Below are 24,488 nucleotides of genomic sequence, written 5' to 3' on the forward strand. Positions count from 1 at the left end.
GTCTCTAGCACAGTTCCTCGCCGTGGAGCCGGCGTTCGCAACGCTCGCAGCGCCGTCGCTCAGGGCACGAGCGGGCACGACCCGTTCCTCGATGTGGCACTTCCGGCCCCTCGTGGTCCGTCGCACGTCGATGACGCCTGCTCCTAGGCGCGCTGCGCCGCTCGCAACGCGTCCGTGACCGCGTCCGCGAGCGCCGCGTCCCTGGCCAGCGCCCTCGTCCACAGCCGGACGATCGGCATCAACGCGGGACGCTGGATTTTGAGCGCATCCAGCGTCTCGTCCGTGCGCCGTCGATCGAGCGCGAGGAGGATCCTCGCGTACTCCTCCGGGGTGATCGCTCCTCGGAACTGCTCCACCTGGGCCACGTACGCCGCGTCGTACGCCGCTCGCAGCGCGTGCGATCCGCGCGACGCCTGCTCCTCGATCGCCGCTGTCCAGCGCCGCTGGTTCTCGCTCCACCCGGGCTCATGCAGTCCGTGCGCGTCCAACACCACGGCTTGGTCCTGCCTGCGCTCGGCGATCTCCGCCGCTATCGCGGCGACCTGCTCGATCGACAGCTCGAACGGTGGCGGCTCCGGCGCAGAAGCCTCCCTGTCCTCCGCCACGGCCGGCGTGCTCCCCGCGGCGGCTGCCGCGGGGAGCACGCTGGCGGCCGCCTCGCCCGGAGCAGGTCTCGCCGGCACCGGCAGCGGGCCGAACATCGGCGGCGGAGGGATGTCGATGGGCGCCTCGCGCTCGATCTCTGCCTCGGGCGCAGCGGCGCCCATCCGGGGGAGTTCCGGCTCGAGCTCGAGCGCCGCGACGGAGCCCAGCGACCCGGGAGGAGCAGGTGGCGTGCCCGGTTTTTCCGGGAATGAGGGATGGAACGGCAGGGCGCCTCGGCTGAGCGTCGGACTCAGCGGACCCGTGCCCGTGCCAATGCGGCACATCACGGCAGGATCCTCGAGCGGTGCCGTGGACCCTCGCTCGATCCCCGGCGCAGGCGCACCGGAGACGAACGGAAGCACCGGCTTCACCGCTCCGACGAGCTGACTGGCCGTGAGGACCATGGTCCCTGGCTTGTTCTTGCTCGATCGGGCGTCCTTCGCGCGGGCGTCGGCGCCCTCGTCCTCGGCGGGGACCTCCTCCGCTTCCGCCGTGATGGTGACGAGCCCTGGCTCGCCTGGATGCGAGAGCGGCACGAGCCCTCGAAAGACCAGCGACGCGACGGCCCTGTCGCCGTCGATGCTCAACGTGTCGCAGCGCAACCGCACCTGCTCCACGTCCGCGTTCTCCCGCTGCACGGTCGCGCGCGGCACGATCCTCGAGAGCCGCGTCACGAGCCGCGGGTAGACGCGCGAGAGATGCTCGAGCACGATGATCTCATCGCCCGCGAGCTCCGGGAGCTGCTGGTCCGCTGGCGCTACATTGAAGAACGCGCCGTCGAAGTCGTCGGGCAGCGGCCGCGTATGCCATGTCTGATGATTCCATGTCATCGCGTGCCGCCCGAGCAGCGCCATGCGCACGGGCGAGGTCGGCGCCAGGGGTCCGAGGTTGGCCACGGGCCACCCCTGCTGCCCGATCCAGCCGCCGCCCGCATGGATCTCGACCGACTTGTCGAGCTTGCCGACGATGAGCCTTGCGACGATCGCGGGAGCGTGGTGCCCGCTCGGGGCGCACGCGTGCCCGTGAAAGAGGATGTCCGCACGCCGCTTGAACGGGCACATGTCGCTCGCGGTGATCAGGACGGCGCGCGCTTCGTCAGCATAGGTGTCGAGCGTCGACAGCGCATCATGCTCCGCGGCCAGCCGCGATCTACCTGGCCGGAGCTCGAAGGTCGCCTTGCAGAGGAGGGTCAGCGCGGTAGCCCCCGCCCGCGGATGCCACAGGAGGGAGGCGGCCTTCAGCGGACAGCGCGCCACGATCTGCATCCAGGGGAACATACCCGGGAGGGCCTTTCCCGTCAGCTCGGGCGGGCGTCGCGGCGCGGCCTCGAGGAGCCCTCGCAGCTGCCGACATCGCTCCCGCCACCACGCCGGATGCCCGCGCAGCCGCCGACACCGCCCCCGACACCCCGTCGGAAGCTTGCGCGGCCACCGACATCGCTCCCGCCGCCGCGTCAGAAGCTTGCTTGGCCGCCGACGTCGCCTCTGGCGCCGCGTCAGAAGCTTGCTCGGCCGCCGACATCGCCTCTGGCGCCGCGTCAGAAGCTTGCTTGGCCGCCGACATCGCCCCTGGCGGCGCCTCGCTCGATTGCCGAGCTCTCCCGCCCTTCTTATCCTCCGGGCTCCTCGGCGCTCGCCGGCCCTTCGCCGGCGGCGCTCGAAGGAAGCACGAGAGAGGGGACACCATGGCCATCAACACCATCCATCACGACGACTCCCTCGACCATATCTGGAGCATCCTGGTCTACGAGGAGGCGCGGCTGCTCAAGGACAGGAACGCGAGCGACCTCGCGCCCGAGGCCGGCGCGCTCGTGGAGCGCTGGGCCCAGGTGAACGCCGGCCAGCGGAGCGCGTGGCGCGCCGAGATCGTCGCCCAGGCCGGCGTCGACGCCGAGGACGACCTGCTCGACGACACCATCGACGAGATCGATAACGATCTGCTCCGGGTCTTCCGCGACCGGGACGCGCCGCAGCGCAAGCGGTACTTCAAGAGGGCGCGCCACGAGATCGTCCGGCTCGGGCTGGAGAGCGAGCTCGAGGTGGTGCGCGCCTGGCCGGCCTCGCTGAAGACCGAGGGCGAGGCCGCCCTCCAGGCGCTCGGCGCGAGGCTCGAGGCGGACATCGCCCGGGGCGACGCCGCGGTCGATGAGCGGCAGCGCGCCGTCGCGGCCACCGCCGATCAGCGCGTGCGCGAGATCGTCCGGTTCGTCGATGAGCTCAACGCCGCGCGGCGGACGCGCTACGGCCTGCTGATCCAGCGCGCGGAGGAGCGGAGGTTGCCGAAGGACTGGCCGGGGCGGTTCTTCAAGAAGAGCTCGCAGGGGACGAAGAGGACCAAGGCCGCCCCCGCCGTCGAGAGCCCGCCGGCCTAGCGCGCCGGGTCGCCGCTCAGCGGCGCCACGGCGGCGCGATGCGGAGCCGGGTGAGGCGACCGGCCTTGACGAGCGCGAAGCGCACGCGCTCCTCGTCGCGGAGCTTCGCCCGGATCTCGTAGACGCCGGACTTCGGGGCGAGCGGCAGCTTGACGCTGCCGGTGCCCACCTTCCGCCCGTCCACATAGAGCGTGTCGCCCGATCCGGCGATCACCTCGAGCATCCCCTGCCCCTCGGGCACCTTGTGCTCGGCGGGGAGCGGCAGATCCTCGGGGAGCACGGGGCTCTCCGCCGTCTCGCCGGTCGGCGCCGCGACAGCCCCCGCCTGCGTCGCGTCGACGGCCGGCGCGGCCGCGGCGCCCGGCACGACGGCCGCCGGGGCCGCGGCGCCCGGCGGGGCGGCTGCCGCCGGGTCGGCGGCGGACGGCGGCGGCGGGGCGGACGGCGCGGCGCCCTGCAGCTCGTGGTCGCGCGACAGGCGAGCGCCCACGGCGAAGACGAACGCCGCGACCGCGAAGAGGACCCACATGGTCATCCGGTTGTCGCGGGCCGGCGGGTTCTGCGCGGTCGGCACGTAGGCGGACGGCCGGCGCACCCGGCGCGGCGTGGGCGACTCGTCGATCGCGGGCGCGGGGGCGGGCGCCGCGGTCCGCACCGCCGGGGCGGGCGCCTTGAGCGCCGCGGGCGGCGCCTCGACGACGGGCGGCGGCTGGAGCGAGCCCAGGGTGACGAGCTGCTCGGGCTTCGGGTACTCCAGGGGCGGCAGCGTCGTGGCGCCCCTCCGGCGCGGCGCCGGCGCGACCCCCGGCACGGCCGGCGTCACGCCCGCCAGGGCCGCGGCCTCGGCCGGCGTGGTCCACGTCACGCGTGCGCCGAGCACCTCGCCCTGGAGCTCGCCGAACTCGCGCGGGACGCGGGCGCTGGCGAGCGTCTTCGCCTCGGGCTTGCGCGCGCTGGCGAGCGCGACGGTCTCGTCGTCCCCGTCGACCGACACGACGGGGATGGACGCCGCCGACGCGGGCGCCGACGCCGCCGAGACCAGCGCCGCCGAGCCGGGCGACACCGAGAGGGGCGCTGCCGAGCCGGGCGCCGACGCCGCCGAGATCGGCACCGCCGAGCCGGGCGCCGACGCCGCCGAGATCGGCACCGCCGAGCCGGGCGCCGACGCCGCCGAGATCGGCACCGCCGAGCCGGGCGCCGACATCACCGAGATCGGCACCGCCGAGCCGGGCGCCGACATCACCGAGATCGGCACCGCCGAGCCGGGCGCCGCCGAGCCGGGCGCCGCGGACACCCCCGAGATGGGCGCCACCGAGCCGGGCACCACCGTGACCTGGTCGTCGCCGAGCTCGATCGACCCGCGCGACGACGCGACCGCATCGCCGGCGAGCTCCGGCAGCAGCGCCGCCGCCGGAGCGGCGCGCTCCGGGGCGCGCCGCACGCCGCGGAGCGTCTCCTCCTCGTACGTCACGGCGGGGGCGAGCAGGTCGTCCCCGTCGCGGCCGATGACACGCCGCACACCGCCGCGCGCCGCGACGTCGTTCAGCACGTCCTCGACGAGGCTGGAGGCAAACTCCCCCGAGGTGATCACCGACCGCGGCGAGGCCCCCCGCGCGAGCGCCCTGAGGAGCGACCGCGCCGGCTCGGGCGTCGCGTCCGCCGTCGCGCCCATCCCCTCGATGTCCAGGATCACCCGCTCGACCTGCATCAGCGGCGGCCCGTGGAGCAGCCGCTGGGCGGCCCGGGCCGCGGCGATCGCGGGCACGAGCTGCTCGGCGAGCGTCCCCTCGAACCCGGGCCGCGGCGGGGCCTCGAGCTCGCTCTCCGGCGCAGGCGCCACCGTGAAGCGGCCGGAGCCGACGCCGAGCAGCGCCGCGAGCACCGAGGGCCCGCGGTGGAACGTCCCGTCCTGCGCCGTCCGCGTCGCGCCCGCGGGGCGGCCGTCCTTGATCAGCACCTCGTACAGGAACGCGGCGTCGCGCACGGACACGAGCGCGTCGGGCCGGTGCGCGCACGACAGCGACAGCAGCGTCCGCGTCGTCATGCCGTCGAGGCGCCCGCGCACCTCACCGCCGGTCGCGATGCGCTCGGCCACGCGCCGCCGGCCCCGCAGGACCTCGTGCACCCGCTGGACGAAGGCCGCGGCGCTCGCCTCCTTGCGGAGGTAGCCGTCGGCCTGGGCGCCGAGCTCGCGGAGCCGCTGGAGCAGGTCCTCCTTCCAGGACAGCAGGATGACGGGCACGTCGCGCAGCGCCACGTCGCGCTTGAGGGCGCGGCAGAGCGCGAAGCCGTCGAGGCGCGGCATGAGCACGTCGCTCACGACGAGCTCCGGCGTCGTCTGGTACGCGAGGTCGAGCGCCCGGGCGCCGTCGTGCGCCTCGTGGACGGTCGCCCCCGCGGCCCGGAGCACGCCGGCGAGGAACCACGTCACCGCCGGGTCGTCGTCCGCGACGACGATGTCCATGGCGCCGAGCGCCGGCGCCGCGGCGCTCGGCTCGCCCCCGCGCGACGGCGCCCTCGCGCGGATCTCGCTGTGCTGCCGGGCGCGCTCGCCCTCGGGAGCGCCCGGCGCGCTCATCCACGGCGCGAGCGGCAGCGCGCCCTCCGGCCCGCTCGGCGAGAACCGCACGCCGCCCTGCGAGCGGATCGTCACGAGGTCGCGGATGCGCGCCACCGCGCCCCACAGCGCCGCGAGCACCTCGGCCCCGTCGCCGAGATCCACCTGCGCCCCGCGGCTCCTCGGCTCCGCGGCGTCGCAGAGGCCCCGGCGGAGCTCCTCGGCCAGGCGCGCCCCGAGCGCGTCGAGGCTCACCGCCCCGAGCGGCCCGCGCGCGGCGCGCGTGTCGCCAGAGCGCACGCAGGCCGCCGCCGCGTCCACGGCCGCGCGCCGGAGCGCGTCGGGCGACGCGGGCTTCGCGAGCGCGCGGGCGGCGCCGAGCGCCACGAAGGGGGCCGCGTCCTCCGGCCGCGCGAAGCGGCCGACGGCCACGACGGGGACCAGCTCGGTCAGCGGGTCGCCGGCGAGCGCCTCCGCGAGCCCGCGCGCTCCCGGCAGATCCGCGTCGAGCAGGACCACGTCCGGCGCGAAGGCGCGCGCGAGATCGATGGCCGTCTCCACATCGTCGGTGCGCTCCACCTCGAACGACGGCCCGACGTCGGCGTCGGCCGGATCGAGCGCCTCGGCGAGCGGGGCGGCGCCCACGACGAGCACGGTGATCGGCGCCTCGAGCGCCGCGGTCTCCGGCGCCTCGGCGCGCGCGGCGTGCTCGGCGCTGCGCAGGCCGGAGGAACGAGCGCTCGACGCCTCGTCGTCATCGAGCGTGAGCGGCTCGGGCGCGGGCGGCTCGGGCGCGAGCGCGCGCCCGTTGCTCACGGTCGCGATCCAGGTCGCGCTCTGCGGCCTGGCGCTGCCTGCGTCCGCGGCTCTCTGCTGGGGTCCGGCGCTCCGCGCGCTCGGCTGGCTCGCGGCGGCCTGCTCGCGGGGCGCCGCCGCCTGCTCGCCGATGGCCGACTGCCCCCAGGCGAGGGCGGGCAGCTCCTCGAGCACCTTTCGCAGGGCCGCTGCCGCCTCGCTGGTCAGCCGCGCGCCGTTCGCGGCGACGAGCTGCGACTCCCCTTCGGCGAGCCGCTCGGCGACCCGCGCGAAGCGCAGGAGGCGCGCTCCTGCGCCGAGGGAGTGCAGACGCCGCTTCAGGTCCTCGACCAGCCGCGGCGCATCGTCGTCTGCCTCGATACGCCGGACCATCGCGCGGAGCTCGGCCACGCGGCGACCCAGGTTCGCCACGAACTCGGCCCGCGCCCCGCCCAGCCGCTCGTGCCGAGCGTCGCCCGCTGCATTGCTACGCGGTCCCGCGTGCTCCACCGCCCTCGATCCTACGCCCATTGGCGGTCCCGTATCACAGGAGGATCGGACACCCGAACTTCTCGGCGATCGGACCCACGCCCACGGCGCCCACCCCGCCGGGTCACCTCAACCCGGGTCGGTCACCTCAACCCGGGTCGGTCACCTCAACCCGGGTCGGTCACCTCAACCCGGGTCGGTCACCTCAACCCGGGTCGGTCACCTCAACCTCGGTCGGTCACCTCAACCCGGGTCGGCCGCCTCAACCCGGGTCGGCCGCCTCAACCCGGGTCGCTCGTCCCAACCGCCGGCCCCAGCTCCGCGGCGATCTGCTCCCGGACCCACGCCCCCGCAGCCCGCGTGCCGAGCGTGCCGCCGACGTCGACCGTGCACATCCCCTGGTCGAGCGCCCGCGAGACGCAGCGCTCGATGCGGCGCTCCTCCTCGGGCCACCCGAGGTGGGCCAGCAGCAGCCCCGCCGTGAGCATCGCCGCGAACGGGTTCGCCACGTCCTTGCCGGCGAGCGGCGGCGCCGACCCGTGGACCGGCTCGAACAGCGCGACCCGCGCCGGGTCGGACGCGTGCACGTTCGCGCTCGCCGCCATGCCGAGCCCGCCCTGCAGCGCCGCCCCGAGGTCGGTCACGATGTCGCCGAACAGGTTGTTCGTCACGATCACCTGGAACTGCGACGGATCCTGGATCAGGTACAGGCAGAGCGCGTCCACGTAGACGTGGTTCGACTGGATCTCCGGGTACTGCGCGCGCACCTCCTGGAAGACGCGCAGCCACAGCTCGTGCGCGTGCCGCATCGCGTTCGACTTGTCGGCCATCGTCACCCGCGTCCGCCCGTTCGCGCGCGCGTAATCGAACGCCGCGCGGATGATCCGCTCGACGCCCTTCCTCGTGTTGATGTCCTCGTTGATCGCGACCTCGTCGGCGGTCCCCCGCTTGAACTGCCCGCCGACCCCGACGTAGATGCCCTCGGTGTTCTCGCGGAAAACGACGATGTCGATGTCCTTCGCGGTCCGCCCCTTGAGCGGCACGAGCCGGTCCGACAGCACGCGGACCGGCCTCACGTTGGCGTAAAGGTCGTACCCGAACCGCATCCCGAACAGGATGTCGCGCGCGTGCTCCAGGTTCGGCACCCGCGGATCGCCCAGCGCACCGAGGAGCACCGCCGAGCACTCGCGCTGGATCGCCACCTGGATCTGGTTCGGGAACGTCGTCCCGTCGCGCAGGTACCTGTCCGCCCCGAGGTCGAGCTCCCAGAGATCGATCGGCAGCCCCGCCCGCTCCTGGTAGAGCTCGAGCAGCAGCTTGGCCTCGGCGGTGACGGACGGACCGATGCCGTCGCCCCCGATGATCGCGATCTTCTTCCGCTTTCCGGCTGCCACGTCGTCGCGCTTCCGGGCTCAGCCGAGCGCGCGTTCGACCGGCACGTACTCCAGCCGGTGGGCCGCCGCGACGGGGCCGTACGTCACGTGCCCGCCGTAGGTGTTGATGCCGAGGGCGACCGCCTGGTCGGCCTTCGCCGCCGCGACGATGCCCTGGTTGGCGATCGCCACCGCGTAGCCGATGGTCGTGTTCGTGAGCGCCCAGGTGCTCGTGTGCGAGACCGCGCCGGGCATGTTGGTGACGCAGTAGTGGACGACCCCGTGCACCTCGTACGTCGGGTGGTCGTGCGTCGTCGGGCGGCAGGTCGCGATGCAGCCCCCCTGGTCCACGGCGACGTCGACGACGACCGTCCCCTTCTCCATGCGGCGGATCAGGTCCTCGGTCACGAGCAGCGGCGCCTTGGCGCCCGGCAGGAGCACCGCGCCGATCACGAGGTCGGCGCGCTCGCACATCGTCTCGATGTTCTCCGCGTTCGAGTAGAGCGTCTCGATCGCCCCGCCGAACACGTCCTCGAGGTAGCTCATCGTCTCGGCGCGGACGTCGAGCACCGTGACCTGCGCGCCCATCCCGACCGCGATGGTCGCCGCGTTCCGCCCGACCACGCCGCCGCCGAGGATCACCACGCGGCCGCGCCGCGTCCCGGGTACGCCGCCGAGCAGCACGCCCTTGCCGCCGCGCTCCTTCTCGAGGCACGACGCCCCCACCTGGACCGCCATCCTGCCGGCCACCTCGCTCATCGGGCGGAGCAGCGGCAGCGAGCCGTCCTCGTGCTGGATCGTCTCGTACGCCACGCCGGTCACGCCGCGCCTGGCGAGCTCCTTCGTGAGATCGGGCTCGGCGGCCAGGTGAAGGTAGGTGTAGAGGACGAGACCCTGGCGGAAGTGGCCGTACTCGGAGGGGAGCGGCTCCTTCACCTTCACGACCATGTCGGCGCTCCACGCCTCCGCGGCCGATCGCACGATGAGGGCGCCCGCGCGCCCGTAGGCCTCGTCGGAGATCCCGCTGCCCTCGCCGGCGCCGGTCTCCACGAGGACCTTGTGTCCGTGGCCGACCATGGCCCGGACGCCCGCCGGCGTCATGCCGACGCGGTATTCACGTGTCTTGATCTCCCTGGGAACTCCGATAAGCACGCGCTCTCCTCGCCCCGCCGTACTGCGCGAGGCGTGGCGACGATAGCAGAAAGCCGCCGCTGCAACGCGGGCCGCAATGGCCGCGGCCGCCGGTTTTCAAGCGGAGAAACCCGAAAATCCGTTCCAGCCGGCGCCGGGCCCCGGCGGGTCACACGCCCGCGGCGGCCTCGAGCGCGGTGCGCACGAGCAGCGTGATCTGTCCGGGAGAGGCGAGATCGAGCGGACCCATCACCGCCTCGGCGTCGAGCATCAGCAGCTCCAGCGCCTCGCAGTGCGCGGCCAGCGCGTCCTTCCCGGCATCCCCGAGCCGGACGACCGCGGCCGCGCCGTGGAGGGCGAGCGGCCACGTCGGGGCGAAGGTCTCGTCCGTTGGCAGGCCGACGAGGGCGAGCTCCACACCATCGCCGAGCCGGATCACCCCGAGCGGCCTCGGCAGAGGCGCGCGCGGCGGGGGCTCGGCCGGGACGATGGCGTCCGCGATGCGGCGGACGGCGTGCGAGAGCGTCGTCATCCGGCGCGCGCTGGCGGCGACGACGACGTGCGGCGGCGGCGCGAAGCCCGGGCGGGCCAGGCGCGTCACGAGCGACCGGAGCACCGGAAAGTGCTCCGGAGGCGCGAACGGGGTGGTGAGGTCCGCGAGCGAGATGCGGCGGACCTTCCCGGCCGCGACGAGCTCCAGCAGGACCTCCAGGATCAGGAGATCCGGCGCGCCGATCTCGTCGAGCAGCTCGTCCAGGTTGTGCGGCATCTGGAGCAGCGCCGTGATCTTCTCGGCCACGGCCGCGCGCTCTGTCGGCTCGCCGACCGAGGCCGGGGGCGGCGTCGTCGGGTAGCGCGCCACGTCGACCTTGCCCGCGGCCGGCTCCGCCGCCCGGAGCGTCGGCGGCGGCGGCATCGACCCTCTGCCCGCGCTGGCGGCGCTGGCGGACAGCAGCGCGGCGGTGATGTCGGGCACCGAGGTCGGCGCGCCGGCCTCGCCCGCCGCGGCGACGTCGCCGGTCGCCGGACGGCCGCCGAACGGTTCATGTCCATGAAGCGGGGACAGATCGAGCTCGTCGCTCGATGGCTCGGTCACAAGGAACGCCTCGCCGGCCGGCGCGAGCTCGCCCCGCCGGCGCTGGACCTCGTCCACCTGGCGGAGCGCCTCCATGAGCAGCCGCGACGTCGGCGCCATGATGCGGCGCGCGCTCGTCGGCTCGCCCGGCGAGAACGCGAACTGCCCGTCGCGCTCGCCGAGCAGCCGGTACAGCGCCTTCTCCCCCTCGAGGCGACGGTAGACGGCGTCGAGCACCTCCCCTGCCGACAGCCGGAGCTCGCCCGCGCCGGTCGGCGTCGTGATCCCGAGGACGCCGCTCCGCCGGTTCATCGCGAGGAGCTGGAGCAGGTCGACGAGCGGCACCTGCTCGAGGTCGCCACGGGTCTCCTGCAGCACCGTCGGCCTGGAGCCGCGCGGCGAGGCCTCGGTGATGCGCGAGACGATGTGATCGACGTCGCCGCGCAGCACGTCGTCGGGGCCGAGCTCGCCCTCCGCCCCGTCGACGAGGAACAGGATCGGCGTGTCGGCGAGGTCGGGGACGGCGGCGAACGCGTCCGCGAGCGCGCTGTCCTCGTCGATCGCCCTGGCGGCGAGCACGACGTCGGGCCGACGCTTGAACGCCTGCTCCACCGCCTCGAACGCGCCGTTCGCGTTGGTCACCGTGAGGCCGCGCGCCCGCAGCGCCGACGCGAGCGCGCCCAGCGCGTCCACGTCCGAATCCACCAGCAGCACCCTGCGAGACACTGGTTCCGCGCCCCCGATCAGCCGAAGACCCGCAGCCCGACCGCGCGACCGAGCCGCTCGGCGAGGAAGTCGGCGAGCAGCGGATCGGCCGCGTGAATACCCCTCACGAACCCGCCCTGGTTGCGACCGACCAGGGCATACGCGCCGTGCTCTGCCAGGACGCAGAGCGCCTCGATGTCGTCGCAGCCTGGCGACGACCGGAGGTCGAGGGCGTGCACCACCACGTCCTCGCGCGGCGTGCCGAGCAGCGTCCGCACCTGCGCTCCCAGCTGGAGCCCGTCGTGGTGCGCGACAAGGATGAACACGGGCCCCCCGCGGAGCGCGTTCCTGACGACCGACGTCGCGAGCAGCGCCGCGTCCGACACCGACAGGTCGAGCGCGCGCGGCGCCGAGACCGCGAACGGTCCGTCGGCGGCGGGCGCCTCGCGCACGAGCAGGCTGAAGATCTCGCCGATGCTCCGCCGATCCTGGGGGATGCGGTGGACGATCGACGACTTCGTGGCGTCGGCGCGCCGGCGGGCGACGCGGAGGAGCTGCGCGAGGCTCTGGCCGTCATGGGGGAAGGTGGCGACGCCGACGAGCAGCCCCTTCGGCAGGTACCCCGCGCGCTTCTCGCTCCCGGCCACGCGCGAGAGCATCCGGCGGTGGCAGGCGTGGGCCTCCAGCCCGGCCGTCTCGGGCATGAGCAGGTGGAACTCGTTCTCGTCGACGCGCGCCAGGATGTCGGTGTCGCGCACCGCGCGGAGCAGGTGCTCGGCGACCTGACCCGGGTTGAGCGCGCTCGGCGGGGGCGGCGGCGTGGTCCTCCAGAACGCGAGCTCGCCTGGGCGCTCCGGCGGGGCCGCTTCCGGCTCGATGACGATCGTGGCGATGGTGAACCTCCGACCGTACCGCCGCGCCTTGTCGATCTCGCGGCCGGCGACGTCGACGTAGTAGGCGAACGAGTAGGCGCTCGTCGCCGGGTCCTTCATCGCTGCGCCGCCTGTCGAGCGCTCGCGCTCGCCGAGCAGGGCGAGCGCCGTCGTCGCCTGGGTTGCCAGCAGCTTGACGAGGCCGTCGAGGAGCGGCGCGCGCCGCGACGCCGAGGCGCTGCTGCTGTCCGGCCGCCTGACCGAGGGGAACGCGGAGCTGCGGCCGGGCTCCTTCTGGAGCAGGAGGTGCCCGGCGGCGAGCTTGCGGAGGGCGAGCGGGACGACGACGAGCTGATCGCGCCGGGCGAAGTCGAGGATGTCCGCCTCGGTCCCGTAGGCGGGCGCGCGGTCGAGCGGCCCGGCCAGCGCGGCGCGGGCCAGCTCCGTGGACCGCTCGCCCACGGTCAGGTACACGGCCGCGGCCGCCGCGCCGGTCGCCTCGACGAACACCTCGGCGAGCTGCTGGGCCGCCGCGTTGCGGTCGCGCGCGTCGGCGAGCTCGGCCACGCGGGCGATCCACCCGGCCGCTCGCGCGCTGCGCGCCGACTCCTGCTCGAGCTGGATCCGGAGCGCTCGCTCGGCGAAGCGCAGCCGCACCGAGCCGACCGCGTTCAGCACCTCGTCGCCGCCGAGCGGCAGCAGGAAGAGCCCGGCCCCGCCGAGCGCGACGGCGTGAGCACCCGCCTCCAGCGCCGCGCGCGTCGCGAGCGCGAACACGGTCGCCTCGGGCGCGAGCGCCTTCAGGTGGTGGACCATGGCGAGGCCGGCGCCCTCGCCGAGCCCGACGTCGATGAACGCGACGTCCGGCGCTGCGGCCTCGGCCAGCGCGATCCCCTCCGCGAGGTCGCTGGCGAGCATCAGCTCGTCCGACGTGATGACCCGCGAGAACAACGTGTGGGTCGCCTCGTCCGCGATGACCGCGAGCACCTTGAGCGAGGTCTCGTGGACCGGCGCCCGGCTTGGGCTCAGGACCCCCTCGAACGAGGCGGTCACGCGATCACCACCTCGCCCGAGAACGCCCGGCGCGCCGGGCCCTGCATGAGCAGATCCATCGATCCGGCGGCGACGGTGATCCGCAGCGAGCCGCCGGGCAGCACCACCCGGAGGGGTGCCCCGTACGGCGCGCGGCCCTGCGCGCAGGCCGCGGCGGCCACGGCGCAGGCGCCCGTGCCGCACGCCAGCGTGCGGCCGACCCCGCGTTCCCAGACGGTGACGTCGATGCACGCCGCCTCGCCCTGCGCGGCAGGCCGGACGCGGCAGAACTCGACGTTGATGCCCCCGGCCGGCGCTGTCGCCACGATCGGCCCGAGCTCGTCGATCGCGTCTTCCGTGTAGGGGTCGAACGTCACCGCGTGCGGGTTGCCGACGTCCACGGTCGCGAACCGGTGCTCTGCGCCGAGCGCCGCGACGACGAGCGGCTCGCCCACGCGGGCGCTGCCCATGCCGACGAGCACGTCGAAGCGGTCGCCGGTCCGCGTGACCTCGCAGCGCTTGTCGCCGGCGTCGGTCGCGATGGTGAGCGCCTTCTGGGGGGTCCCCCGGGAGACGAGGTAGGCCGCGACGCACCGGATGCCGTTGCCGCACATCTCGGGGCGGCTCCCGTCGGCGTTCCAGACCTGCATGCGGGGCCGCTCGCGGTCGATGACCAGCACGCCGTCGGCGCCGACGCCGAACCGCCGATCGCAGAGGCGCCGCGCCGCCTCGGCGGTCATCGGGACCGCCTCGACGAGGATGAAGTCGTTGCCAAGACCTTCCCACTTCTCGAACCGGACAACGTTTTCCTTCATCGCTTCGCCCCGGCGAGCCGCTCTCGCGCCTCGGTCACCTTGAGCCCGCGGACGGCGACGACCTTGCTCCTGCCGCTCGCGCCGAGGGCGATCTGGACATCGCTCTGGCGCACGTCGAGCGCGCGCGCGAGCAGCTTGACGAGCTCCGCGTTCGCGGCGCCGTCGACGGGCGGCGCGGCCAGCGCCACGTCGAGCGCGCCCTCGCGCACCCCGACGATGGCCGAGCGCGACGATCGCGGGCGCACCTGGACCGAGATGCGGACGCCGTCGTCACGCTCGGTGATCGCGAGGCGACTCCAGTCGTGGGCGGCGCCGCTCTCCTCGGGTTTGCTCATCTCGCCGCCAGCATCGTAGCGTATCTCGAGCGCACGCGTGGATTCCGCGAGGCGCGGTGACGCCGCTCGCCGGCCGGCCACCGCGAATTTGCCGCCCGGCAGGCTGACCCGCTACTCTTTTCGCCGGGTCGTTGGCCAGCTCGCGCGGCCACGACGGGCGGGGGCGATTCGCGCCAGCGGTTTCCGATGTTCGCCGCTGATGCTCATTTCCGCGGTGGAGGCGTTTGCCATGACTGATGAGGGAGAAGGGTCCGTGAACGCATCGCCCGGCCTGGTGACGAGGTTGTGTACGCTCGCGCTGCTCGCGGCGTCGGGTGGCCTGCTCGCGTCCGCGTGCGCCGACAACGAGAGCAGCCTGTTCGTCCGACAGCGCATGGCCATGCCGACGACGGGGGAATGCACCGTGAGCTGCAGCCCGACCGAGGCGTTCTGGAGCGCGGACGCCATCGACTCGGCTTACGTGGGCAGCCACAGCGCGCTGATCCTCGTCGGCAACCAGATCGTGCAGCGCGGCGACTCCGATGTGCTCCGCACCGAGACCTCGCGCGTCCAGCTCTACGAGGCCGAGGTCCGTCTCTCCTACATGGATGGCAGCCCCGTGAACGAGGGGTACGTGGTGCCGATCCATGGGGTGGTCGACCCGGGCTCGGGGAGCAACGCCGGCTACAACTGCACCGACGTCCTCCTCATCGACGGCGCCACGATGGACAGGCTGCGCGGCGAGGCGGCAGACGCCCGGCGCGACATCGAGGTGCTGGCGTCGATCGTGGTCCGGGGCAGGACGCTCGGCGGCCAGGAGGTCGAAGCCCCCGAGTGGTCCTACCCCGTCCGGGTCTGCTTCGACTGCAGCCCGTGCGTGGACACGCTCCCGGTAGACTGCTGCTACGGCGAGCCGAACGAGCAGTGCGAGGACCTCGAGGACGTCGAGGAGTTCTGCCCTGGCATCCGGGGCCCCCGCGACTGCCGCAGCCTGGGGCAAACCTGCGAGGAGCACCTCGCGGACGTCAGGCCCAGGCGCTGAGGCGTCGGGCGCGGGCCGGAGCGAGGCGCCTTCACGGCGCCGACGCGGCTCGGCGAACAGGGGCCGCTTCCGGAGACGGTCCCTTGATGGCGTTGATCGCATAGACGAACGGCAGGCCCAGCAGCGCGACGTCGAGCTGGGCCGCGAGCACGACCGAGGTCTCCTTCGAGGCGCCGAGGCCGATCCGCGCCTGGGCGAGCAGGCCTGCGCTCGTCGAATAGCTCGAGTGGAAGTTGTAGCTGCGGATGCCCCAGAAGACGGCGGCGGCGACCCCTGGCTCCACGGCGTCGGCGTCCTCGCTCCAGCGGCCGTAGAGTCCGGTCGAGACCACCAGCGGAAACAGATCGAGAAGCGGCGCGAGCGCGGAGACGCCGGCGCCGATCTGGAGCTCGTCGAAGGCGTGGGTGAGCACCTCGGCGTAGGGCCCGACGCCGAGCTCGTCGTTCGCGGCGCGGCCGAACAGGACGTCTCCCCTCACGCCCGCGTGGAAGAGCGTGGCGTCCCAGAGGCGTCGTTCGAGGCCGGCGCCGGCGACTCCCAGGGTGACACCGACGCTCGCCTGGGGTTCGGCGCGCGCTGTGCCGTGCGCGAGGGTGATCCCCAGGAGCGCGGTGATCGAGAGGGCTCGGAAACGCGCCGTGGCCATGGTGGTGCGATGCTACAGGGCGCTGCCGGAGAGCGCGCTTCAAACTGCGGTTGACGCGCCCTGGAGCCGAGGTTTCCGGGCTCATGGATCGAGGCCGTTGACAGCGAGTCGCTCCGTTCGTGCGGTGCAGCGCGCCCTGCGCGCCGGGTGTGGTTCATGGTAGCGTCCGGGAGCCATGGCGCGCCGCACTGTGCAGCTACGGGTAGGGGGTCAGACCTACCGCGTGGTGACGTCCGCGAGCGATGAGGAGCTCCAGCGGCTCGCTGCCGTCGTCGACCAGAAGCTCGCGACTGTCGTGCCCGCCGGTCGTTCTGTGACGCCCCAGGCCATGTTGCTGGCTGCCATCGCGCTCGCCCACGATCTGGAGCAGGAGCGAACCCGCACGGCCGCGATCGCCGTGCGGGCGCGGGATGCGTTTGGACGTATCCTTCAGCGGGTGGACGCGGTGCTCGGCGCCGGCCCGGAGGCGTCCTCTTCCGGCGAAGCGAACGACAGCACGCCCTGAGCGCTGGAGTCCCCGCCGAGTCCGGGCGACCCTGCCGACCGGCCCTGCTGCCGACTGGAGATGCCATGCCATCAACCGTGGACGACCTCGTTCGTATACCCAGCCTCTCCCCCGACGGCCCGGGCGCCCTCCGCCATCTCCAGGACGAGCTCTCCGAGCTGGAGCGCGCCGGGCTGCTGCGCACGCCAGCCGTGGCCTCGGCTCCCGCCGGCATGCTGGTGCTGTGCTCCAACGATTATCTCGGCTACGCCGATCTCCCCTGGTCCCCTGGCGGCGATGCCGCGAGCGGCGCGGGCGCGTCGCGGCTTGTGAGCGGGACGCACGAGGCGCACCTGATGGCGGAGCGCGAGCTGGCCTCCTGGCTCGGAACGGAGTCGGCGCTCCTGTTCTCGTCGGGGTACGCGGCCAACGTCGGTACGCTCGCCGCGCTGGCCAGGCCTGGAGACGTCATCGTCTCGGACGCGCTGAATCACGCGTCCATCATCGACGGGTGTCGTCTGTCGAGGGCGGCGGTCGAGGTGGTACGCCACTGCGACCTGCCGTCGGTCGAGGAGGCTCTCGTTCGCGCCGCAGGCGCGCGCCGCCGGTGGGTGGTGACCGAGTCGCTCTTCAGCATGGATGGCGACACGCCGGACCTCCGCGCCCTCCGGGCGCTCTGCGATCGTCACGACGCTGCGCTGATCGTGGACGAGGCGCATGCGCTCGGGGTCTGCGGGCCACGCGGCGCTGGTCTGTGCGCCGCAACGGGGGTTCGCCCGGATGTCTTCGTGGGCACGCTCGGCAAATCCCTCGGGCTCCACGGGGCCTTCGTGGCGGGGTCCTCGACGCTGCGGACCTACCTGTGGAATCGCGCCAGGAGCTTCGTCTTCTCGACCGGCATCAGTCCCATGCTGGCGCTGGCCACCGTGGACCGCGTGCGTCGTGCCGCTGCGGACGACGCGGGACGGGCGCGCCTGGCCATGGTCACCGCCCAGCTCCGATCCGGCCTTCGCTCACTCGGGGCCCGGCTGCTTCCAGCGTCCTCGGGTCCCATCCTTCCCTGGATCCTGGAATCCCCCGCGGCCGCTGTGGAGATGTCGCAGCGGCTCGCGCGGGAGGGCATCCTTGTGCAGGCGATCCGGCCGCCGACGGTTCCGGCAGGCACATCGCGCCTCCGCATCACGTCGAGCGCTTCCCTCTCCGAGGCCGACGTCGAGCGCGCCCTCGCAGGGTTCCGTGAGGCGGTGCGGTGAGGGGCCGGACTGTTTCACGTGAAACAGGGCCGCTCCGCGTCGCCGTGGTCGGCACGGGGACCGGCGTCGGCAAGACGCACGCGTCGGTCGCCCTGGTGGCCGCGCTGGCGGCTCGCGGCGCGCAGGTCAGCGGACTGAAGCCCATCGAGTCGGGAGTCGACGGCACATCGCTGACCGACGCGGATCAGCTCGCCCGTGTCAGCTCGATCCCAGCCGAGCCTGCGCCGTATCGCTTCGCCGAACCGGTCTCCCCTCACCTGGCCGCGCGCCGGTGCGGCCTCGCCATCTCGCTGGACGTCGCGGCCGCCTGGGTGGCCAGGCAGCCAGCTCCGGTGTTGGTCGTCGAGAGCGCCGGCGCGCTTCTCTCCCCGCTCGGACCTGGCCTGACGAATGCTGACCTCGTGCGTGCGCTGGCCCCGGACGCCCTCGTGCTGGTCGGGCTCGACCGGCTCGGTGTCCTCCACGAGGTCACCTGTTGCTTGCTGGCGCTGCGCACGCTCGCTCCGGGCTTGCCGCCGGCGCTGGTGGTGTTGAATCCACCGGCGGCGCCTGACGCTTCGACCGGCACCAACGCAGCGGAGCTCGAGTCGCTCGGTATCACCTCCGGCGCCATCGCCATGCCGCGCGATGCCTCCACGGCACCGGCGTCGCTCGATGCAGCGCAGCTCGCGCTGGAACGCCTCGGACTTTGACGGTCGGTCGCGCGACGGGCGGCGCGCTGTTTCACGTGAAACTACCCGGGCCTGCGAATGGCTGGTTCAGGAGCGCGTCGACAGCGCTCGCTGGGCAGCAGAAGCCAACGGAGTCGCCCCCGGGCGGCGGCAAGCACGTCCGAGATGGCGGCTGCCCGACCTCAACCGGGCTGCCGGGATACCCGACCTCAACCACGGTCGGGAGCCACTTGCCTGTAAGCAGCCAGGGTCATCGCTGGGTACCCGACCTCAACCACGGCCAACAACCGGCGAGGAGGAGAACGCTGGCCGGGCGCGTCCTCGCGGAGATCCCTCGGCCTCCTTGAGCCTTGCCGGGGATGGGGCTCCTCGGGATCCGCGGGTCCGTTCTCCCCCGTCCTCGAGGCGCCCGCGACGTGGCGAATACGTCGCATCGACTCGGTCCGGATGGCGTGCCGGTTCATGTGACCCGGTCTCTGGCGCAGCCGGCTGACACTCGCGCCTCCGAGCCATGCCGAATGCGATGCTGTCGCGAACTGGCGTCTTGCGAGCCGACCGGGGCGCTTTCGGCTGGCGCATCGCGCCAGATGCGGCCGACCGCCCCTCTCTCGCGGATCGACGTCGACTGCGAGCTCAACGCCTCCGGGCAACGACAGCGCCACCCGTGCCACCTCTGCCTCAGCCACGGTCAGCAGCGGAGCGGTGCGGAGCTCACCGCGGCAGGCGATCGGAGCGCCGTACCTCAGGCCAGCACTTCGCGCCCCGCCTCCCGTCGCGTGCGTTCGATCTCCCAACCTGGTCGTTCATCTCCGAGCCCGGCCACAAGTGCGGAGTCCCGGCAGGAGCTGAGCTAGCCGGCGTCGGCTGCCGTCGCCGTGTGCGACCGTCCAGCGGCCGGGTACGTGGCGAGGACGCGAGCCGGAACAAGATGCCGCATCGCCTGGCGAGGCGCGGAGCTCTCCTCGCCTCGCGCGAGGCGCAGCGACCGACGGTATCCCGCGACGGGGCTCAGGACGCGTCTGTGACGACGCGGCCCCGCTCCAGCATCAGCCGGGCAGACGCTCGTTGCCGGAAAACATCCGGCTCGTGCGACACAACGACCACCGCCGCGCCTCGCGCCACCTCCGCCTCGACAACGGCCAGAAGCCGCGCCACCCCGGAGCGATCGAGCCCGGTGGTGGGCTCGTCCAGCAGCACGAGCGAGGGGTGGTGAACGAGCGCTCGCGCCAGCGCGATGCGCTGGCGCTGGCCACGCGAGCACGTGCGAAGCGGCCTCGTCGCGAAGCTCCCCAGCTCGAACCGCTCCTCCGCGTGGCGCCACGCCTCCTGGGCATCGATGCCGTGGAAGCGAGCCGCCAGCTCGACATTCTGCCGGCCAGAGAGATCCGGGTACGCCAGCGACTCGTGCGACAGCCAGCCAATGCTTCCGCGAGCCAGCCCGGCGTCCTCGCCGAACGGCTCGTAGTTGATCGTGCCCGACGTGGGACGGATGACCGTGCCGAGGATGCCGAGCAACGTCGACTTGCCGGACCCGTTCGCCCCCTCGATGAGCGTCAACCGAGCCGACTCGATGGTCGCGTTCACCCCGCGAAGCGCCGCCGTCGTTCCGTATGTCTTCACGATGCCGCGCGCCACGACGCGCTCGACCGTACCCACAGCGCTCACATCGCTCCCCTGCTCACGCGCGCGGATCAGCTCTGTTCGCCGTCTCGCGCGCAACCCTCGGCCCGGATGAGCGTGGTCATATCCTCCGGGAACGGCGTCGGATCAACAAGCGTCGCCTCCGCATCGTCCGAGAGCTCCGCGCGCACGGGCGGGTGCAGCGACGGAATCGTCGGCCGATCCTCCGCATCGTCGTCGCGGGGCTGGCCGTCCATCATCTCCGGCGCAGGATCGCTTCGCCTGCGCACAGAGCCGCCGGCGGTCGCGACCTCGAGAGCCCGCGACGACCAGACGCTGTGGCGTAGCTGAACCCCGTTGCCTGCCGGCGTTCGCGATCCCTGCCCCACAGGCTCGGCGGGCGTACGACCGCGCGCGAGAGCGACATGCCGGGGCTCGGCCGCGCCCCTGTCGCCCGCGAGCCGAGCGAACATCATCGTGCCGTCGTCGCTCCGATCCTCGACGATGCTCCGCACGGCGAGGCGATCCGGCCGGCGCTTCTGCGGTGCCGGCGCCTGGCTCCTGATCCGCCGGAGCGCCTCCTGGAACTCGCGCGCGCTCTGGAATCGCTCCTCCCGTTCCTTGGCCAGCGCGCGATCCACAAGCCTCGATAGCGCCGGCGAAATCGATGGATCGAGCTCCGTCACCGGGCGATGCCACAGGGTGAGGATCTGGATGAGCAGCGCATTGTAGTTGTGCGCGACGAACGGGCGTTGACCGGTCAGCGCTTCGTAGAGGATCACGCCGACCGCCCACAGATCGAGCCGGTGGTCAAGGTCCATATCCCCTCGAGCCTGCTCGGGCGCCATGTAGTACGGCGTGCCCATCACCATGCCAGTGCGGGTCAGGTCCATCGCCGCACCATCCACGCCGGAAGCCTGGGAGATGCCGAAATCCAGCAGCTTGGCGACCGGCAACATGCCCGCCCGCTCCGACAGGAAGATGTTCTCCGGCTTCAGATCGCGGTGAACGATCCCCCGCTCGTGCGCGGTCACCAGCGCCGAGAGGACCTGAAGCATGATGTCGATGAGCTCCCCCGGCGGCACCACGGCGCAGCGACAGATCCGCTGCGCCAGCGTCTCGCCATGCAGGCGCTCCATCACGAGGTAAGGGCTGCCGTCAGGGAGCCGCCCGATGTCGTACACCTCACAGATGTTCGGATGTCCAATGCGCCCCGCGACGCGCGCCTCGTGCTCGAGCCTCGACATGGCCTCGCGCTGCTGCGTCTCCCGCGCATGCATCACCTTGACAGCGACCAGACGCCCGATCTGGAGGTGCTCCGCCTCGTAGACGGCGCCCATGCCGCCCTCCCCGATGATCGCGGTGACCCCGTACTTGTCCCCGATCACGTGACCGAGCAGGGAGCGGCCGAGCGAGGTCGAGATGGCGCCGTCCTCCCTCGACCACCCAGCCATCCGAAGATCCGCGCCGGACGGCGACGGAGAGCGCGGCGCGCCGGCGCGCGGATCAGCGTGCAAACCGGCGCGTTGATCCGCGCGTTGATCCGCGCGCGGCCCAGCGCACGAGGTCAGGCGAGCGCGCGCAGCGGGAGCGTCCCTCGGCCAGGCTGACGCCGATCCGGGCCGAGGCGCGGCCGGTCGGGGCACTGGACCCACGGGCGCCGCGCCGGCTCGGCCCCTACGCGAAGGTGGATCTTCGCTCGACTCGAGGACGAGCCCGGTCGCGGGACACACGACCGCCGCAACGTCGTGGGGGTTACCGCAATGGATGCACCGCACCGAACTCAAGTCCGTACATTCTGCAATACTCCATCCAGGGGCCGCCCGGAATCGCACAGCGCACGAAGCCAGGGGCAGTCGCTGTGCTCGCCCAATCTACATTCCCGCATTCGGCACGGGGGATCTTGGGGATAACCCCTTCCGGAACCCTGGGGACAAAGCGGGGGAGACGCGCCGCTCGCCGGCTGTCCCCTGTCTCCCTACCCCTGAGGACGGTCCATTTACCCCAGGGCGTTCGCTTCTAACTTGTGGAAATCATTGATCATTCCGAGTTATCCCCGCCCTCCACAGCGCCTACGACGACGACGTCGTATTTACCTATCTATTTCATGGAAAGTAGAGGCGCCGCGCAAGGTCGACGGCGCCCTCATTTCGCCCCACGCCCGGGCGATAACCCTGCTAAAGGGAGCGGCTCCGGAGTCGGCCATGGACCTTGTGATCCCCAAGAAAGATCTGCTTCGCCTCGTCGCGCGCTGCCAGGGCGTGGCGGACAAGAAGAGCGCCATGCCAGCGCTCGCGAACGTGCTGCTCGCCGCCGAGGGCAACGCCGTCCGCGTCGCCGCGACCGACCTGTACCTCGGGGTCACTGGCCAGACGCACGCGGACATCAAGACCGGCGGCTCGGTCGCGGTCCCCGCCAGGGACCTGCTCGAGCGCGTGAAGGCGATGCCCGACGGCCCCGTCCAGATCACCACCACCGAGGGCGCGCACACGTCGCTCAAGGCGGTCGGATCGCCGCGGCGCTACACGCTCCCCGGGCTCCCCGGCTCGGAGTTCCCGCAGCTCCCCGCCCCGGCCCAGGACGCGCCCTCGCTGGAGCTGCCCGTCGAGCAGCTCGCGCTCCTGATCTCGCGGACGCACTTCTCGATCTCCACCGACGAGACGCGCGCCCACGTCAACAGCGCGCTGTTCGAGTGGGCCGGCGATCGCGTCCGGATGGTGACCACCGACGGCCACCGCCTGTCGAAGATGGAGGCGACCGTCTCCGGCAGCTCCGCCACCGCCACGATGCTCATCCCGCTCAAGGCGATCACGGAGCTCCGCCGGCTCGCCGAGGAGGCGCGCGCCGAGAAGGAGACGCCGATGGTCGCCATCACCCAGAGCGGGCCGAACGCGTTCTTCAACATCGCCGGGATGCAGTTCTCGGTGAAGCTCATCGACGCGCAGTTCCCCCCCTACCAGCAGGTCATCCCGTCGGTCACCGAGCGCTCGGTCCGCGCGCCGCGCGTGCAGTTCGCCGAGGCGCTCAAGGCCATCGCGCTCGCCGCGAACGACCGGACCGGCGGCGTGAAGCTGTCGATCGCGCCCGGGACGCTCCGCATCACCAGCGAGAGCCCGGACACCGGCGCCGGCTTCGACGAGCTGTCCGTCGACTACGGCGGGCCCGAGGTCACGATCGGCTTCAACGCCAAGTACTTCCTCGACGTGCTCGCCGCCATCGACGACGAGGAGGTCGTCCTCGGCATCTCCGGCGAGCTCGACCCGGCCGTGCTCCGGCCCGGCAGCGAGTCGAACCAGCAGAGCTACGTCGCCGTCGTCATGCCGATGCGGATTTGAGCGCGCCCGCCGACGAGCTCCCGGGACGGACCCCGAGCCTGCTCCTCGAGCGGCTCCACATCCGCGAGTTCCGCAACCTCGGACGCGTGGACGTCGAGCCCGCGCCGCGCCTCAACGTGATCGCCGGCAACAACGGGCAGGGCAAGACGAGCCTGCTCGAGGCGATCTACTTCGCGGCCACGTCGAGGAGCTTCCGCACGCACCGCGCGGCGGAGCTGGTGCGCCACGGCGCCGAGGTCGCGAGCGCGCGGGCGCGCTTCGTCGAGCGCCGCGACGCGCTGATGCCGCTGGCGCGCGAGCAGACGGCCGCCGTGGAGCACAAGCGGTGCGTCGTGCGGATCGACGGGAACCGGCCGCCGAGCCTCGCGAGCTTCGCGACGCGCTCGCCCGTCGTCGCCTTCCACGCGGAGGAGCTCGCGCTGTCGACAGGGCCCGCGAGCGCGCGGCGGACGCTGCTCGACAGGCTGGCGCTGTTCATGGACCCGCAGAGCGCCGACCACCGCGCCCGGTACGCGCAGGCGCTCCGCGCGCGCCACGAGCTGCTCCACCGCGGCGCTGGCGCGTCGGCGCAGGCGAGCGCCGAGCTCGACGCGTTCGAGGAGCTCTGCGCCCTCCACGGCGCGGCGCTGACCCGCGCCCGCGAGGCCGCCGTTCACGCGCTCGCGCCGGAGCTCGCGCACGCGTTCGCGCGCATCGCGGCGCCGGACCTGTCGCTGGCCGCGCGGTACGCGCCGGGCGGCTCCGGGGACGCCGAGCAGGCGCGCGAGGCGCTGCGCGAGCAGCGGCGGCGCGACGCCCACCGGCCGAGCGCCGGGTTCGGTCCGCACCGGGACGACCTGCTCCTCGAGCTCGACGGGCACCCGGCCCGCGTCGTCGCCTCCCAGGGGCAGCACAGGGCCCTCACCCTCGCGCTCAAGGCGGCCGAGACGGCTGCGATTGCTTCCGTCCGGGGCGTAGAGCCGATTCTGCTTCTCGACGATGTATCGAGCGAGCTCGACCCCGATCGCACGGCCGCGCTGTTCCTGTTTCTCGGGATGGCGCGCGGACAGGTTTTCCTGACGACGACGCGGCGCGATCTCATCGTCACGCCGGGGGTACCTTCCTCGGAACGGCGCGATTTCCACGTCGAGGCCGGCGCGCTCGGCTAGGGCGCCCGGCCCGCGCGGCGCGGCGTGGGGCGCGCACTCGGCGGCTCGACGCGCGGCGGCCCCCGCGCGCGCCGACACGGAACAGCGACCCCCGCCAGAGGCGTTGATCCACCCC

18 protein-coding genes are annotated in these 24,488 nt (G+C 73.1%); 7 read left to right on the plus strand and 11 right to left on the minus strand.

Annotated elements, in window-relative coordinates; all coding sequences use genetic code 11:
* Positions 1-143: 143 nt before the first annotated feature.
* Positions 144-1,910, minus strand: a complete 1,767-nt coding sequence (locus tag WMF24_RS42365; protein ID WP_437733156.1) for a DUF2169 domain-containing protein — start codon at positions 1,908-1,910, stop codon at positions 144-146.
* 419 nt (positions 1,911-2,329) lie between these two features.
* Between WMF24_RS42365 and WMF24_RS42370 the strand changes: the two genes are divergently transcribed.
* Positions 2,330-3,016, plus strand: coding sequence for a hypothetical protein (locus WMF24_RS42370; protein ID WP_437733157.1), 687 nt, complete (start codon positions 2,330-2,332; stop codon positions 3,014-3,016).
* 16 nt (positions 3,017-3,032) lie between these two features.
* Here the strand turns inward: WMF24_RS42370 and WMF24_RS42375 are convergent, their stop codons facing one another.
* The 7 genes from WMF24_RS42375 to WMF24_RS42405 all read right to left on the minus strand — a co-directional run bounded on the left by WMF24_RS42375 (position 3,033) and on the right by WMF24_RS42405 (position 14,195).
* A complete protein-coding gene (locus tag WMF24_RS42375; protein ID WP_437733158.1) occupies positions 3,033-6,878 on the minus strand; it encodes a response regulator in 3,846 nt (1,281 codons plus the stop codon).
* Between the two features lie 260 nt (positions 6,879-7,138).
* Positions 7,139-8,251, minus strand: coding sequence for an isocitrate/isopropylmalate dehydrogenase family protein (locus tag WMF24_RS42380; protein ID WP_437733159.1), 1,113 nt, complete (start codon positions 8,249-8,251; stop codon positions 7,139-7,141).
* A gap of 18 nt (positions 8,252-8,269) precedes the next feature.
* Positions 8,270-9,382 (minus strand): alanine dehydrogenase, encoded by a 1,113-nt coding sequence (gene ald, locus WMF24_RS42385; RefSeq protein WP_437733160.1) that lies wholly within the window; start codon positions 9,380-9,382, stop codon positions 8,270-8,272.
* A 148-nt stretch (positions 9,383-9,530) separates the two neighbouring features.
* Positions 9,531-11,141, minus strand: coding sequence for a DUF4388 domain-containing protein (locus tag WMF24_RS42390; RefSeq protein ID WP_437733161.1), 1,611 nt, complete (start codon positions 11,139-11,141; stop codon positions 9,531-9,533).
* 38 nt (positions 11,142-11,179) lie between these two features.
* Positions 11,180-13,066, minus strand: a complete 1,887-nt coding sequence (locus WMF24_RS42395) for a diguanylate cyclase domain-containing protein (RefSeq protein ID WP_437733162.1) — start codon at positions 13,064-13,066, stop codon at positions 11,180-11,182.
* Positions 13,063-13,860, minus strand: coding sequence for a diaminopimelate epimerase (gene dapF / locus WMF24_RS42400; RefSeq protein WP_437733163.1), 798 nt, complete (start codon positions 13,858-13,860; stop codon positions 13,063-13,065). Before dapF ends, WMF24_RS42395 begins: the two co-directional genes overlap by 4 nt.
* Positions 13,857-14,195 carry a DUF167 domain-containing protein gene (locus WMF24_RS42405; protein ID WP_437733164.1) on the minus strand — a complete coding sequence of 113 codons (339 nt, stop codon included), beginning with the start codon at positions 14,193-14,195 and terminating at the stop codon, positions 13,857-13,859. Before WMF24_RS42405 ends, dapF begins: the two co-directional genes overlap by 4 nt.
* 253 nt (positions 14,196-14,448) lie before the next feature.
* On the opposite strand from WMF24_RS42405, the gene WMF24_RS42410 reads away from it, so the two are divergent.
* Entirely contained in the window at positions 14,449-15,216 is a 768-nt protein-coding gene (locus WMF24_RS42410; RefSeq protein WP_437733165.1) for a hypothetical protein, read from the plus strand.
* Between the two features lie 31 nt (positions 15,217-15,247).
* On the opposite strand, the gene WMF24_RS42415 is transcribed toward WMF24_RS42410, so the two are convergent.
* Positions 15,248-15,862 carry a hypothetical protein gene (locus tag WMF24_RS42415; RefSeq protein ID WP_437733166.1) on the minus strand — a complete coding sequence of 205 codons (615 nt, stop codon included), beginning with the start codon at positions 15,860-15,862 and terminating at the stop codon, positions 15,248-15,250.
* A gap of 175 nt (positions 15,863-16,037) precedes the next feature.
* On the opposite strand from WMF24_RS42415, the gene zapA reads away from it, so the two are divergent.
* The 3 genes from zapA (at position 16,038) to bioD (ending at position 18,291) form a co-directional block, all read left to right on the plus strand.
* Entirely contained in the window at positions 16,038-16,367 is a 330-nt protein-coding gene (zapA, locus tag WMF24_RS42420; RefSeq protein ID WP_437733167.1) for a cell division protein ZapA, read from the plus strand.
* Positions 16,368-16,432: 65 nt separating this feature from the next.
* Positions 16,433-17,599: an aminotransferase class I/II-fold pyridoxal phosphate-dependent enzyme gene (locus WMF24_RS42425; protein WP_437733168.1), complete on the plus strand. Its 1,167-nt coding sequence runs from the start codon at positions 16,433-16,435 to the stop codon at positions 17,597-17,599.
* A 44-nt stretch (positions 17,600-17,643) separates the two neighbouring features.
* The gene (gene bioD, locus WMF24_RS42430) at positions 17,644-18,291 is read left to right on the plus strand and encodes an ATP-dependent dethiobiotin synthetase BioD (protein WP_437733169.1); all 648 of its coding nucleotides are present in this window, start codon (positions 17,644-17,646) and stop codon (positions 18,289-18,291) included.
* Between the two features lie 987 nt (positions 18,292-19,278).
* On the opposite strand, the gene WMF24_RS42435 is transcribed toward bioD, so the two are convergent.
* Both WMF24_RS42435 and WMF24_RS42440 read right to left on the minus strand, forming a co-directional pair.
* Positions 19,279-19,935 (minus strand): ATP-binding cassette domain-containing protein, encoded by a 657-nt coding sequence (locus tag WMF24_RS42435; RefSeq protein ID WP_437733170.1) that lies wholly within the window; start codon positions 19,933-19,935, stop codon positions 19,279-19,281.
* A 26-nt stretch (positions 19,936-19,961) separates the two neighbouring features.
* Positions 19,962-21,344: a serine/threonine-protein kinase gene (locus tag WMF24_RS42440; RefSeq protein ID WP_437738918.1), complete on the minus strand. Its 1,383-nt coding sequence runs from the start codon at positions 21,342-21,344 to the stop codon at positions 19,962-19,964.
* A 750-nt stretch (positions 21,345-22,094) separates the two neighbouring features.
* On the opposite strand from WMF24_RS42440, the gene dnaN reads away from it, so the two are divergent.
* The gene (gene dnaN, locus WMF24_RS42445) at positions 22,095-23,225 is read left to right on the plus strand and encodes a DNA polymerase III subunit beta (protein WP_437733171.1); all 1,131 of its coding nucleotides are present in this window, start codon (positions 22,095-22,097) and stop codon (positions 23,223-23,225) included.
* Positions 23,222-24,373 carry a DNA replication/repair protein RecF gene (gene recF, locus WMF24_RS42450; protein WP_437733172.1) on the plus strand — a complete coding sequence of 384 codons (1,152 nt, stop codon included), beginning with the start codon at positions 23,222-23,224 and terminating at the stop codon, positions 24,371-24,373. Before dnaN ends, recF begins: the two co-directional genes overlap by 4 nt.
* The last annotated feature ends 115 nt before the right edge of the window (positions 24,374-24,488 follow it).

This window comes from Sorangium sp. So ce1335 (assembly GCF_051521615.1).
Lineage (GTDB): Bacteria > Myxococcota_A > Polyangia > Polyangiales > Polyangiaceae > Sorangium.

Excerpts from the sequence above, each read along its gene's own strand:
- WMF24_RS42365 (WP_437733156.1), bottom strand. The coding sequence starts at position 1,910 with ATGCAGATCGTGGCGCGCTGTCCGCTGAAGGCCGCCTCCCTCCTGTGG.
- WMF24_RS42370 (WP_437733157.1), top strand. The coding sequence starts at position 2,330 with ATGGCCATCAACACCATCCATCACGACGACTCCCTCGACCATATCTGG.
- dapF (WP_437733163.1), bottom strand. The coding sequence starts at position 13,860 with ATGAAGGAAAACGTTGTCCGGTTCGAGAAGTGGGAAGGTCTTGGCAAC.
- WMF24_RS42405 (WP_437733164.1), bottom strand. The coding sequence starts at position 14,195 with ATGAGCAAACCCGAGGAGAGCGGCGCCGCCCACGACTGGAGTCGCCTC.
- WMF24_RS42415 (WP_437733166.1), bottom strand. The coding sequence starts at position 15,862 with ATGGCCACGGCGCGTTTCCGAGCCCTCTCGATCACCGCGCTCCTGGGG.
- zapA (WP_437733167.1), top strand. The coding sequence starts at position 16,038 with ATGGCGCGCCGCACTGTGCAGCTACGGGTAGGGGGTCAGACCTACCGC.
- WMF24_RS42425 (WP_437733168.1), top strand. The coding sequence starts at position 16,433 with ATGCCATCAACCGTGGACGACCTCGTTCGTATACCCAGCCTCTCCCCC.
- WMF24_RS42440 (WP_437738918.1), bottom strand. The coding sequence starts at position 21,344 with ATGGCTGGGTGGTCGAGGGAGGACGGCGCCATCTCGACCTCGCTCGGC.
- dnaN (WP_437733171.1), top strand. The coding sequence starts at position 22,095 with ATGGACCTTGTGATCCCCAAGAAAGATCTGCTTCGCCTCGTCGCGCGC.